General features: G+C 71.7%; 10 protein-coding genes. 8 read left to right on the top strand and 2 right to left on the bottom strand.

Features of this window, described 5'->3' with window-relative positions; translation table 11 throughout:
- Nucleotides 1–22: 22 nt before the first annotated feature.
- Both atzF and AC07PU_RS15295 read right to left on the bottom strand, forming a co-directional pair.
- Nucleotides 23–1,738, bottom strand: a complete 1,716-nt coding sequence (gene atzF, locus AC07PU_RS15300; RefSeq protein ID WP_495318548.1) for an allophanate hydrolase — start codon at nt 1,736–1,738, stop codon at nt 23–25.
- 235 nt (nt 1,739–1,973) lie between these two features.
- Complete coding sequence (locus AC07PU_RS15295) at nt 1,974–2,828, bottom strand: M48 family metallopeptidase (RefSeq protein ID WP_495318547.1); 855 nt, start codon at nt 2,826–2,828, stop codon at nt 1,974–1,976.
- Between the two features lie 89 nt (nt 2,829–2,917).
- Between AC07PU_RS15295 and AC07PU_RS15290 the strand changes: the two genes are divergently transcribed.
- The 8 genes from AC07PU_RS15290 to AC07PU_RS15255 all read left to right on the top strand — a co-directional run bounded on the left by AC07PU_RS15290 (nt 2,918) and on the right by AC07PU_RS15255 (nt 12,199).
- Nucleotides 2,918–4,297 carry an AmpG family muropeptide MFS transporter gene (locus tag AC07PU_RS15290; RefSeq protein WP_495318545.1) on the top strand — a complete coding sequence of 460 codons (1,380 nt, stop codon included), beginning with the start codon at nt 2,918–2,920 and terminating at the stop codon, nt 4,295–4,297.
- A 127-nt stretch (nt 4,298–4,424) separates the two neighbouring features.
- A complete protein-coding gene (locus tag AC07PU_RS15285) occupies nt 4,425–5,630 on the top strand; it encodes a beta-ketoacyl-[acyl-carrier-protein] synthase family protein (protein WP_495318543.1) in 1,206 nt (401 codons plus the stop codon).
- Nucleotides 5,627–6,448 carry a beta-ketoacyl synthase chain length factor gene (locus AC07PU_RS15280; protein ID WP_495318541.1) on the top strand — a complete coding sequence of 274 codons (822 nt, stop codon included), beginning with the start codon at nt 5,627–5,629 and terminating at the stop codon, nt 6,446–6,448. Before AC07PU_RS15285 ends, AC07PU_RS15280 begins: the two co-directional genes overlap by 4 nt.
- A 13-nt stretch (nt 6,449–6,461) precedes the next feature.
- Nucleotides 6,462–8,111, top strand: a complete 1,650-nt coding sequence (locus tag AC07PU_RS15275) for an NAD(P)/FAD-dependent oxidoreductase (protein ID WP_495318539.1) — start codon at nt 6,462–6,464, stop codon at nt 8,109–8,111.
- Between the two features lie 66 nt (nt 8,112–8,177).
- Nucleotides 8,178–8,900, top strand: coding sequence for a response regulator (locus AC07PU_RS15270; protein WP_093344026.1), 723 nt, complete (start codon nt 8,178–8,180; stop codon nt 8,898–8,900).
- Between the two features lie 85 nt (nt 8,901–8,985).
- Entirely contained in the window at nt 8,986–10,170 is a 1,185-nt protein-coding gene (locus AC07PU_RS15265) for an ATP-binding protein (RefSeq protein ID WP_395349371.1), read from the top strand.
- Nucleotides 10,171–10,250: 80 nt separating this feature from the next.
- Nucleotides 10,251–11,522 (top strand): O-antigen ligase family protein, encoded by a 1,272-nt coding sequence (locus AC07PU_RS15260; RefSeq protein WP_093344023.1) that lies wholly within the window; start codon nt 10,251–10,253, stop codon nt 11,520–11,522.
- Nucleotides 11,523–11,575: 53 nt separating this feature from the next.
- Nucleotides 11,576–12,199: a TetR/AcrR family transcriptional regulator gene (locus AC07PU_RS15255; protein ID WP_495318536.1), complete on the top strand. Its 624-nt coding sequence runs from the start codon at nt 11,576–11,578 to the stop codon at nt 12,197–12,199.
- Nucleotides 12,200–12,239 lie beyond the last annotated feature (40 nt).

Below are 12,239 nucleotides of genomic sequence, written 5' to 3'. Positions count from 1 at the left end.
GGGGTTCGAAGACAACAGGGATTCAGGCGGCGCGGCTCGCGAGGTAGGCGCGCCAGCCGCCATGGCGCGTGACCTCTTCGGCGCCGGCCAGCGCATGGCCCTCGCAGATGAAGCCGTGCACCCAGCGGCCGTCGGCCAGCTCGACGCTGCCCAGGCCCAGCGGCGCGGGGATCAGCGCGAGGAAGCCGCCGACCTCGGCCAGCGGCAGGTCCCACACCTCGAGCGCGATCGCGGCGCCGCCCTCGGCGCTGCGCTGCAGGCCGGGCTTGGGCGGCACGGTCCCGGGCAGTGCGTACAGGCGGTAGCGCGGCGCGGTCTGGATCGCTTCGCGCAGCACGGCGCCGCGCTCGGTGAGCTGGCCGTTGAGCGGCATGCCGCTGAGGTGCGCGCCGACCACCGCGATCGGCAGCGTGGCGGCCTGCGCCGACGCGAGGCCACGGATCGGCCGCGGCGCGGGCAGCGGCTCGCCGGTCGCGCCCTGCGCGAGGCCGGTGGCATGGTGGTAGCGCTGGCCCAGCTCGGCCAGCGCGAGGTCGCTGCCGCAGCGGCCGATCAGCGTGATGCCGAACGGCAGGCCGTCGGGCCGCAGGCTGCTGGGCACCGAGAGCGCGGCGTAGTCGAGCAGGTTGACGAAGTTGGTGTAGGCGCCGAGGTTGCGGTTGAGCGCCACCGGGTCGGCGCGCATCGCGTCGCGCGTGTAGTGCGTGGGCGCGGTGGGCACCAGCAGCACGTCGATGTCGCGCCACATCGGCTCGGCCTGCTGCGCGAGCGCGCGCAGCCGGGTCTGGGCCTCGAACACGTCGGCCGCGTTGTAGCCGCGGCCCTGCGCGAGGATGCCGCGCACCGGCTCGACGACCTCGGTCTCGTGGCGGTCGAAGAAGGCGCGCACCGCGGCATAGCGCTCGGCCACCAGCGCGCTGTCGTAGAGCAGCGCGGCGGCTTCGGCCAGCGGCGCGAAGGGCACGGTGACGGCCGTGCCGCCCAGCGCCTCGAGGCGCCGGCGAGCATCGGCGAAGGCGGCCTCGGCGAGCGTGTCGCCGAAGAAGGCGAGGCGGTCGGGCACGCCGAAGCGGAAGGCGGCGGGGAAGGGCCTGGCATCGAGCGCGATGTCGCGCGAATAGGGATCGCGCGCATCGAAGCCGAGCGCGGCCTGCAGCACCTCGACCGCGAGCGCGACCGTGCGCGCGAAGATCGAGACGCAGTCGACGCTCTGCGCGGCCGGCACCACGCCGGCGGTGCTCAGCAGCCCGCGCGAGGGCTTGAGGCCGACGATGTTGTTGAGGCCCGCGGGCACGCGGCCCGAGCCGGCCGTGTCGGTGCCGAGCGCGAAGTCGGCCTCGCCGGTGGCGACCACGCGCGCCGAGCCCGAACTCGAGCCGCCGGACACGTAGCGTGCATCGAAGGCATTGCCGACCTCGCCATAGGGCGAGCGCGTGCCGTTGAGGCCGCAGGCGAACTGGTCGAGGTTGGTCTTGCCGAGCAGCGACGCACCGGCGTCGAGCAGCCGCTGCACCACGGCCGCATGGGCGGCCGGCAGGCGCTCGAAGGCCGGGCAGGCGGCGGTGGTGGGCACGCCGGCGACGTCGATGTTGTCCTTGACGGCGAAGCGCAGGCCCGCGAGCGGGGCGGAGGCGGAAGCGGGCGCGGCCTCCCGCGTGTCGTCGTTCTCGCGCGTCAGCGGCTGCGCGAAACGCAGGATCCACGCCGCGGCGGCCAGGTCTTTCTCGTCATGCACCATGATCAGGCATCCAAACTTGTGTACAAGTCGAGATGCAAGCGGCGTGCCAGCGCGCACGGGCTGCTGCCGATGCGCCTATGTCATCAGCCGCTCAGGTATTTATGTATGGCTCCCTCCCCCGCTGGGGGAGGGTTGGGGTGGGGGCGCCGGGCCTTGCAACAGCGCTGACCGTGTCCACCGCCCGGAGCCCCCATCCCGGCCTTCCCCCAGAGGGGGAAGGAGGAAGACAGGGCGCTCAGCTCTTCTTCGCGTCCCGGTACAGGTTCTCCACCTTCGGCAGATTCGCCTGCAGCTTCGCGATCCGGTCCGGCCCGCTCGGGTGAGTCGAGAGGAAGCTCAGCCCGCCCTGGTTCTTCGAGGCCGTGGCCATCTTGTTCCACAGCGACACCGAGGCCTTCGGGTCGTAGCCGGCGCGCGCCGCGAGTTCCAGGCCGACGAGGTCGGCCTCGGTCTCGTCGCCGCGGCTGAACTTGAGCGTGAGCAGCTGGGTGCCCGCGCGCGCGGCGAGGTCGCCGACCTGCCCCAGGCCGAGCAGCTGCGCACCGATCGAGAGCGCGGCGCCGGTGCCCGCGCTCTTGGCCATGCGGGCGCGCGCATGCTCGCGCAGCGCATGGGCCATCTCGTGGCCCATCACCATCGCGACCTCGTCGTCGGTGAGCTTGAGCTGGTCGAGGATGCCGGTGAAGAAGGCGATCTTGCCGCCCGGCAGGCAGAAGGCGTTGATCTGCTTGCTGCCGATCAGGTTGACCTCCCACTTCCATTGCCGCGCGCGGCTGTTCCAGGGCGTGGCGAAGGGGATCAGCCGGTTGGCGATGGCACGCAGCCGCTGCAGCTGCGGATTGCCGTCGCCCGCGAGCGCGTTCTTGGCGCGCGCCTGCTGCAGCAGCTCGCCGTACTGCTGGCCGCCCGCGGCCTCGATGCGGTCGGCCGGCACGAGGTTGCGCGCCACCGAGGCATTGCCGACGTCGACCTGCGCGAGTGCCGGCCCGCTCAATGCCGCGCCGGCCGCGGCCAGCAGGAAGGCGCGCCGCGGCTGCCAGGCCGAGGCATGGGAGGGGACCGGGGCGGAGCGATCGCAGCGTGTGCACATATGGGGCCGGATGATAGGAACAAATGAAGACGTCTTGGTGGATGACCCGGCGGCCGACAGGCGCGGCGCTCATGGACAATCGCCCCCACATGTCTTCCGTCCCGCCCGCCGAATCCACCGCCGCCGGTTCGCCGCCCTGGCGCGACGCCCTGAAGGTCTACCTCGAACCCGCCACCTTGCGCATGCTGGCACTGGGCTTCTCGGCCGGGCTGCCGCTGCTGCTGGTGCTGGGCACGTTGAGCTTCCGGCTGCGCGAGGCCGGCATCGACCGCGCCACCATCGGCTACCTGAGCTGGGTCGGGCTGGCCTACGGCTTCAAATGGGTCTGGGCGCCGCTGGTCGACCGGCTGCCGCTGCCGCCGCTGACCACGCTGCTCGGGCGCCGGCGCGGCTGGCTGCTGCTGGCGCAGGGGATGGTGATCGCGGGGCTGGTCGGCATGGCGGTCAACGATCCGCGCCAGGGGCTCATGCCGATGATCTGGTGCGCGCTGCTGGTGGCCTTCGGCTCGGCCACGCAGGACATCGCGCTCGACGCCTTCCGCATCGAGTCGGCCGAAACCCGCAAGCAGGCGGCGCTGGCGGCCGCCTACCAGACCGGCTACCGGCTCGCGATGATCTGGGCCGGGGCCGGGGTGCTGTGGGTGGCGGCCTGGGCCGAGGTCGCGCCGGCCGCGGCAGCGGTGGGCGCGGCGGCCGGCGCGGCCTACCAGAACGGCGCCTGGAAGACGGCCTACCTCGTGATGGCCGGCTCCATGTTCGTGGGCGTGCTCACGGTGCTGCTGTCGCCCGAGCCCGCAAAGCGCTCGCTGTCGGCGCCGCGCAATGCCGCCGAATGGCTGCGCGACGTGCTGGTCGAGCCCTTCGCCGACTTCATCCGCCGCTACAAGTGGCAGGCGGTGCTGATCCTGTCGCTGATCGCGATCTACCGCATCAGCGACGTGGTGATGGGCATCATGGCCAACCCCTTCTACGTCGACATGGGCTTCACCAAGGACGAGGTGGCCACGGTCAGCAAGATCTACGGCGTGGTCATGACGCTGGTGGGCGCCTTCGTCGGCGGCGTGCTGTCGATGCGCCTGGGCGTGATGCGGGTGCTGATGCTGGGCGCGGTGCTCAGCGCGGCGAGCAACCTGCTGTTCGCCTGGCTGGCCTCGCGCGGCCACGACCTGACGGCGCTGATCGCCGTGGTCTCGGCCGACAACCTCGCGGGCGGCATCGCCTCGGCGGCCTTCATCGCCTACCTCTCGAGCCTCACCAACATCAGCTACTCGGCCACGCAGTACGCGCTGTTCAGCTCGCTGATGCTGCTGCTGCCGAAGTTCATCGCCGGCTACTCGGGCGTGTTCGTCGACGCCTACGGCTACAGCACCTTCTTCTATGCGACCGCCCTGCTCGGCGTGCCGGTGCTGGTGCTGGTGGCGCTGGCCTCGCGCACGCTGGCCGCGCGTGCGGACAGCGGGAAATCCTGACCCGGCCCCATAGGAAACCGCCGACACGGCCCCACCCCCGCAACTGGTAGGCTTTGCGCTGCTTTCCCCAGACCCGACCACAAGAACTACTCCTCCAACCGCGTCACCGCCCAGCCACGCCCACACCGTGCCCGCCCGCATTCCCCCCCTCCAGATCAGCGCCTACACGGCCACCTCGGCCGTCGGCGTCGGCAAGGAGCCGCTTGCCGAAGCGCTCGAACATTCGCGCAGCGGCCTGCGCGCCAACGACTTCGGCCCCGCGCCGCTGCCGACCTGGATCGGCCGCGTCGACGGCCTCGAAGAGATCCGCCTGCCCGAGGCCTTCGCGCGCTGGGACTGCCGCAACAACCGGCTGGCCTGGCTCGGCCTGCAGGCCGACGGCTTCCTCGAGGCGGTGGCCGCGGCGCGCGGGCGCCATGGCGCGGCGCGCATCGCGCTGATCCTCGGCACCTCGACCTCGAGCATCGGCGAGACCGAGCTGGCCTACACCCAGCTCGACGCCGACGGCCATTTCCCGCCCGCGCAGCGCCGCCCGGCGGTGCACACGCCGCATTCGCTCGCGATGTTCGTGCAGGAAGTGCTGGGCCTCGAGGGGCCGAGCGAGACCATCTCCACCGCCTGCTCGTCGAGCGCCAAGGTGTTCGCCTCGGCCGAGCGGCTGATCCGCCTGGGCCTGGTCGACGCGGCCGTGGTCGGCGGCGTCGACACGCTGTGCGGCAGCGTGCTGTTCGGCTTCAACTCGCTCGAGCTGGTGTCGGGCGGGCCCTGCCGGCCCTTCGATCCGGAGCGCGACGGCATCAGCCTGGGCGAGGCCGCGGGCTTCGCGCTGCTCGAGCGCGCCGATGCTTCTTCCGCCACCGGGCTGCAACTGCTGGGCTACGGCGAGGCCAGCGACGCGCACCACATGTCGACGCCGCATCCCGAGGGCCTGGGCGCCGAGCGCGCGCTCGACGAGGCACTGGCGCGCGCCGGCCTCGCGCCCGAGGCGATCGACTACATCAACATGCACGGCACCGCGAGCCAGAAGAACGACGAGGTCGAGGGCGCGCTGGTGGCACGGCGCTTCCCGGCGCGCACGCATGCGAGTTCGACCAAGGGCTTCACGGGCCACACGCTGGGCGCCGCGGGCATCGTCGAGGCGGTGATCAGCCTGCTGGCGATCGAGCGCGGCCTGATGCCGGGCACGGTCAACTCGGCCGCGCTGGACCCGGGCTTCGGCCCGCAGATCCGGCTCGCGCCGGCGCACGGCGAGGTGCGCTACGCGCTCTCCAATTCCTTCGGCTTCGGCGGCAACAACTGCGCACTGGTGTTCGGCAAGGCGATGGGCGCATGAGCACGACACCGACGATCTACATCGAGGGCCCGGCCTTCTGGGCCCCGACCCTGCCCGGCTGGGAGGCCGCGCGCGCGGCCTTCCGCGGCGAGGGCGCGCTCACCGATCCGCCGGCCAAGCGCCCGGCGCCGCAGGTGCTGGCCCCGGCCGAGCGCCGCCGCGCGCCCGACACCGTGGCGCTGGCGCTCGAGGTGGCGGCCGCCGCCATCGCCGGCTCGGGCCGGCAGGCCGCCGACCTGCCCTGCGTGTTCGTCTCGGCGCACGGCGACCTGTCGATCAACGACTACATGTGCAGCACGCTCGCCACCGATCCCTCGGTGCTGTCGCCCACGCGCTTCCACAACTCGGTGCACAACGCCGCCGTGGGCTACTGGACCATCGGCACCGGCTGCATGGCCGCGAGCAATTCGATCTCGGCCTACGACAGCAGCTTCGGCGCGGCCCTGCTCGAGGCCGCGGCGCAGTGCGCGGCCGACCGCGAGGCGGTGCTGCTGGTGGGCTACGACGCGCCCGCCTCCGGCCCGCTGGCGGCGGTGACGGGCAGCCAGGGCCAGCTCGCGCTGGCGCTGGTGCTGGCGCCCGAGCCCACCGAACGCACGGTGGCGGCGCTCGACTGGTCGCTGGCCAGCGACGGCGCGGTCGGCACGGCGCCCACCTCCGAGGCGGCGAAAACGCTCGCGCAGGTCAACCCGATGGCGCAGGCGCTCGGCCTGTTCGAGGCGCTGGCGCGGCTCGACGGCCGCACCGATGCGCCGGTGACGCTGCCGCTGTCCCCCACCCTCTCGCTGAGACTGCTACTGCGGCCCGGCGGGCATTGACGGAAAACCCCGAATGAAGCCGACCGCCCCTCGTTACGACGCAGTGATCATGGGTGGCGGTCTGGCAGGGCTCACGCTCGCGCTGCAGCTGCGCCAGCGCTTCGACGACCTCTCGGTGCTGGTGCTCGAGCGCCGCGCGCACCCGGTGCCGCATGCGGCGCACAAGGTGGGCGAATCGTCGGTCGAGATCGGCGCCCACTACTTCGACACCGTGCTGGGCCTGAAGCCGCACTTCGAGAACGCGCAGCTGCGCAAGTTCGGCTTCCGCTTCTTCTTCAGCGAGGGCCGGACCGACATCGACGGCGTGACCGAGATCGGCGCCAGCCGCTACCTGTCGGTGCCCAGCTACCAGATCGACCGCGGCATCCTCGAGAACTACCTCGCGCAGGAGGCCGCGCGCCACGGCGTGCACTTCGCCGACGACGCCTTCGTGCGCCGCATCGAGCTGGCCGAGGACGGCGCCACCCACCACCGGCTGCAATGGACCCAGGGCGGCGAAACGCGCGACACCGAGGCGCGCTGGCTGATCGACGCCTGCGGGCGCGCCGGCCTGCTCAAGCGCAAGCTGGGGCTGGCGCAGCCCAACGACCACGACGTGAACGCCGTGTGGTTCCGCATCGGCGAGCGCATCACCATCGATCACTGGAGCGACGACGAGGCCTGGCGCGCGCGCTGCGATCCGCAGGCGCGCTGGCTGTCGACCAACCACCTGGTGGGCGCGGGCTACTGGGTGTGGCTGATCCCGCTGGCCTCGGGCTCGCACTCGGTGGGCATCGTGGCCGACCAGAAGCTGCATCCGCTGGCCACCATCGACACCTTCGACAAGGCCATGGCCTGGTTCGCGACCTACCAGCCACGGCTTTACGAGGCGCTCGACGGCAAGCGCCACCTGCTGCAGGACTTCGCGTTCCTGCGCCACTTCTCGTACGGCTGCAAGCAGGTGTTCTCGGACCGGCGCTGGGCACTGACCGGCGAGGCCGGCCTGTTCCTCGATCCCTTCTATTCGCCGGGCAGCGACTTCATCGCGATCGGCAACACCTACATCACCGACCTGATCGCGCACGACCGGCGCGGCCGCTCGATCGAGGCGCGCGCGCAGCTCTACGACCAGATCTACCACTCGTTCTACGAGAGCACGCTGGCGCTCTACCAAGACCAGTACCCGCTGTTCGGCGATCCCGAGGTGCTGCCGGTGAAGGTGATCTGGGACTATGCCTACTACTGGGGCGTGCTGTCGCAGATCTTCTTCCAGGGCCGGCTCACCGACCTGGCGCTGCTGGGCAGCGTGCGCGACGAGCTGCAGCACTGCCAGCGCCTCAACCTCGCGGTGCAGGCGCTGCTGCGCGTCTGGTCGGGCGCGAGCGACAAGCGCAACCGCGCGGCGATGCTCGACCAGGCCGCGATGCCATGGTTCGCCGAGCTCAACCGCAGCCTCAACGACCGGCTCGACGACGCGGCCTTCAAGGCGCGCATCCGGGCCTCGACCGCGCAGCAGCGCCGGCTGGCCGGCGAGATCCTGGCGCGGGCGCGCGACTGCGACCCGGCGCTCGAGGCCGCAGCGCTCGAGGCCCTGCTCGCGCAGCCCGAATACCGCGGCGCGGAGCGGCTTTCGGCGGGCGCGCAGGACGACGGCGCTATGCTTTTCGCAGTGCCGGCCGGTTGACACCGCGGCACCAGGTTTACCCAACTTTACGGAGCGTTCAAGCCAGCTTGCTCCCGGTGGAACACCATGAAGCGCATGAGCACCCCCCAACTCCTGATGATCGAAGACGACCAGCGCCTGGCGCAGATGGTCGGCGAATACCTCACCCAGTCGGGCTTCGGCTTCAACCATGCCGGCGACGGCGCCAGCGGCCTCGAGCAGCTGCAGCAGCACGCGCCCGACCTCGTCATCCTCGACCTGATGCTGCCCGACACCGACGGCCTCGAGGTCTGCCGCCGCATCCGCGCGCTGCCGGGCGCGATCTCCAAGGTGTCGGTGCTGATGCTGACCGCCAAGGGCGACCCGATGGACCGCATCATTGGCCTGGAGATCGGCGCCGACGACTACCTGCCCAAGCCCTTCGAGCCGCGCGAGCTGCTGGCGCGCATCCGCGCCGTGCTGCGCCGCCGCGGCGAGAGCAGCACCGAGGCCGAGGCCGCGTCGATGATGCGTTTCGGCACGCTCGAGATCGACCGCAACGCGCGCACCGTCTCGGTGGCCGGCCAGGTGGCCGACCTCACCTCCTACCAGTTCGACCTGCTGGTCGCGATGGCCGAGCGCGCGGGCCGGGTGCTGACGCGCGACCAGATCATGGAAGCCGTGCGTGGCCGCGAGCTCGAGGCCTTCGACCGCTCGATCGACGTGCACATGGGCCGCATCCGCGCGGCGATCGAGGTCGACGCGAAGAATCCGAAGCGCATCCTCACGGTCCGCGGCGTGGGCTACGTGTTCGCCAAGCAGCAGGACTGAACGGCCGACGGGTGATTTCCGTCCCGCGCGTGGCACCTCTCCAGAAAAAGCGGCCGGCCCCGGCCGCCGCACTCCCCACCTCCCCATGATCAATCTGTACTCCCGCCACCTCTACGTGCGCATCTGGCTCGCGGTGGTCGGCGGCGTGGTGATCCTCACGCTGATGGCCAACTGGATCGTGCGCGTGGCGGCCGAGGCCGAGCGCGAACGGCTGGCGCCGGTGCCGCGCGAGGTGGTGGTGCTCGACGCGCAGGACAAGCAGATCGGCGCCGGCAAGGCGCTGCGCGTGCCGGGCCAGGGGCTGGAATTCGACGTGACGCTCAGCGACGGCAAGGAGATCACGCTGCGCGTGGCGCCGCGCGAGCGCGCCACCGGCACCAGCGGCTTCGCGCCCTGGCGCACGCCCTTCGGCCTGGGCTGGATGATCGCGCTGGTCGGCGTGGCGGTGGCGCTCGGCGTCTATCCGATCGTGCGCCGGCTCACCAAGCGGCTCGAGACGCTGCAGCGCGGCGTGCAGCGCTGGGGCGAGGGCGATCTGTCGGTGCGCGTCACCGAGGAAGGGCAGGACGAAGTGGCCGATCTCTCCAAGCGCTTCAATGCATCGGCGGTGCGCATCGAACAGCTGGTGCGCTCGCACAAGTCGCTGCTGGCGAATGCCTCGCACGAGCTGCGCTCGCCGCTGACCCGCATCCGCATGAGCCTGGAGCTCATGGGCGACCAGCCGAGCCCCGCGGCGCGCGCCGAGATCTCGCGCAACATCGCCGAGCTCGACCAGCTGATCGACGAGATCCTGCTGGCCAGCCGGCTCGACGCCAGCGAGGCCGACATGGGGACCATCGAGGCGGTCGACCTGACCGGCCTGGCCGCCGAGGAATGTGCGCGCGTCGATGCCGAGCTCGACCTGGTGGAAGGCACCGACAACGCCGCGCTGACCGTGCCGGGCGTCTCGCGGCTGCTGCGCCGCGTGATCCGCAACCTGCTCGAGAACGCGCGCCGCTACGGCGCCGGCGAGATCTCGGTCGAGCTCGGCAGCGCCGACGGCCAGGCCACGGTGCGCGTGAACGATCGCGGCCCGGGCGTGCCGGCCGCGCTGCGCGAGCGCATCTTCGAGCCCTTCTACCGGCTGCCGGGCGCGAGCGAGCGCAACGGCGGCGTCGGCCTCGGGCTGGCGCTGGTCAAGTCGATCACCGAGCGCCACGGCGGCACGGTGCGCTGCGAGGACCGGCCCGGCGGCGGCGCGAGCTTCGTGATCCGGCTGCCGCGCGGCTGAAGCACGGCGCGGCCAAGCCCCGCGCGCCCCGGGGTGAAGTCAGGTTGCGCCGGAATCCGGCCCCCTAGAATTCGCGCCCTATGCAGAGATCGCACATCGTCCGGCCCGCGGCCATGTTCTGGGGGCTCGCGGTGTACATGCCGGTCGGCGTCACCTACCTCTCGGCCCTGCTGCTGCTGGTCGCCCTGCTGGTCGCGGGCAGCGGCCGCGAACGCATCGCGCGGCTGCGCGCCAATCCGCTGTGGTGGCCGGTCGTGGCCTATGTGGCCTGGACCCTGATCGTGCTGGCCATCCGGCCGCACTACCCCGAGACCCCCTCGAACCTGGTGCACGGGCTGCGCATCGCGGCCACGCTGCTGATGGCGATGGCGCTCGCGCGCGACGAGGCGATGTGGGCGCTGCGCGGCTTCCTGCTGATCTCGGCGCTCAACCTGCTGCTGGTGGTGGTGTTCTACGCGGTCGGCGGCTTCCACATCTGGGCGCCGCTGCGCGGCGTGGTGATGGAGGTCGGCAACAAGTCGATCAGCAATGCGCTGCTGTTCAGCGTGGTGGCATCGACGGCGGCGGTCTGGGGCCTGTCGCAGATCGCGGCGCACCGGCCGCTGCGCGCGCTGCCGGCTTTCGGGCTGGTGCTGCTGCTGATGGCGGTGGTGGCGCTGCCGCTGACCTCGCGCACCTCGGTACTGGCGCTGCTGCTGGTGCTGCCGCTGGTCTGCATCCACCAGTGGCGCAGCCACCTGAAGGCGCTGTCGGCGGCGCTGATCGTGGGCGCCGTGGTGCTGGGTGCGGGCCTCTACCAGCTGCCGCAGCTGCAGCAGAAGGTCGAGGTCGGCATCCAGGAGATCGAGAAGGCGCAGGCCGGCGAGATCTTCCACGGCAGCATGGTCATCCGCTATTTCATGTACCGCGACACCGGCCGCATGATCGCCGACCGGCCGCTCACCGGCTGGGGCATCGGCGGCTGGACCGAGCAGTGGCACCAGCGCGGCCCCGCGTTGTTCGCCGACTCGAACATGCCGCACAACGACTTCCTCTGGATGGGCGCGCAGGGCGGCCTGCCGGGCCTCTTGAGCCTGCTCGCGATCATGGTCGCGGCCGTCTGGCAGGCCTGGAAGCGGCCCGACATCGCGGGCCGCTATGCGCTGGCCGCGACCCTGATCGCGCTGATCGCCTCCTGCGTGAACTCGGCGCTGCGCGACGCCCAGATCGGGCTGGCGCTGCTGTGGATCGCGATGGTCTACCTGCGGCTGGCGCAGGAGCGGCAGGACCCCGAGCCCTGGCGCGACCTCTGGCCGGGCCGGCGGATCGGCAGCGAATCCGAGGCCTCGAAGCGCGCGGCGGCACCGGGCTGACTCCGGGATTTCGTACTAGACGACTGGTCTAATCGGCGCTAGAGTCCGGCGCCATGACTGCCGTCGCCACGCCTCCCGACGTTCGCCGCCACATCCTCGACGTGGCGCATCCGCTGCTGCTGCGCAAGGGCTTCACGGCCGTCGGGCTGGCCGAGGTGCTGAGCCTGGCCAAGGTGCCGAAGGGCTCGTTCTATCACTACTTCGGCTCGAAGGAGGCCTTCGGCGAGGCGGTGCTCGAGGCCTATTTCAGCGACTACCTCGCGCGCACCGACGCCCTGCTGGCCGAGTCGGGCACGGGCGCGCAGCAGCTGGTCGCCTACTTCCAGGACTGGCTCGACTCGCAGACCGGCGATGACGCCCAGAGCCGCTGCCTCGTGGTGAAGCTGGGCGCCGAGGTCTGCGACCTGTCCGAGACCATGCGCGCGGCGCTGGACCGCGGCATCCGCCAAATCACCGACCGGCTCGCGCGCTGCATCGAGACCGGCCGGGGCGACGGCTCGCTGCCGGCCGCCGAAACTGTCGATCCCGCGCAGACTCAGGCCGTCTCGCTCTACCAGAGCTGGCTCGGCGCCAGCCTGCTCGCGAAGATCGCGCGCGACCGCGCGCCGCTCGACCGCACCATGGCCGGCACCCGGCAGGCGCTGGGTCTGGCCCCCGTTCCCACCCCGGTCGGCTGAAAGGCGGGACGACCGATGTCGCTCCCGCTTTTTTGCGGCC

Source organism: Variovorax sp. GW821-FHT10D07, from assembly GCF_059415325.1.
This window is presented reverse-complemented; position numbering and strand designations above follow the sequence as displayed.

What these genes read in the sequence shown, in the direction of transcription:
- atzF (WP_495318548.1), bottom strand. Translation starts at nt 1,738, where the DNA reads ATGGTGCATGACGAGAAAGACCTGGCCGCCGCGGCGTGGATCCTGCGT.
- AC07PU_RS15295 (WP_495318547.1), bottom strand. Translation starts at nt 2,828, where the DNA reads ATGTGCACACGCTGCGATCGCTCCGCCCCGGTCCCCTCCCATGCCTCG.
- AC07PU_RS15290 (WP_495318545.1), top strand. Translation starts at nt 2,918, where the DNA reads ATGTCTTCCGTCCCGCCCGCCGAATCCACCGCCGCCGGTTCGCCGCCC.
- AC07PU_RS15280 (WP_495318541.1), top strand. Translation starts at nt 5,627, where the DNA reads ATGAGCACGACACCGACGATCTACATCGAGGGCCCGGCCTTCTGGGCC.
- AC07PU_RS15275 (WP_495318539.1), top strand. Translation starts at nt 6,462, where the DNA reads ATGAAGCCGACCGCCCCTCGTTACGACGCAGTGATCATGGGTGGCGGT.
- AC07PU_RS15270 (WP_093344026.1), top strand. Translation starts at nt 8,178, where the DNA reads ATGAAGCGCATGAGCACCCCCCAACTCCTGATGATCGAAGACGACCAG.
- AC07PU_RS15265 (WP_395349371.1), top strand. Translation starts at nt 8,986, where the DNA reads ATGATCAATCTGTACTCCCGCCACCTCTACGTGCGCATCTGGCTCGCG.
- AC07PU_RS15260 (WP_093344023.1), top strand. Translation starts at nt 10,251, where the DNA reads ATGCAGAGATCGCACATCGTCCGGCCCGCGGCCATGTTCTGGGGGCTC.
- AC07PU_RS15255 (WP_495318536.1), top strand. Translation starts at nt 11,576, where the DNA reads ATGACTGCCGTCGCCACGCCTCCCGACGTTCGCCGCCACATCCTCGAC.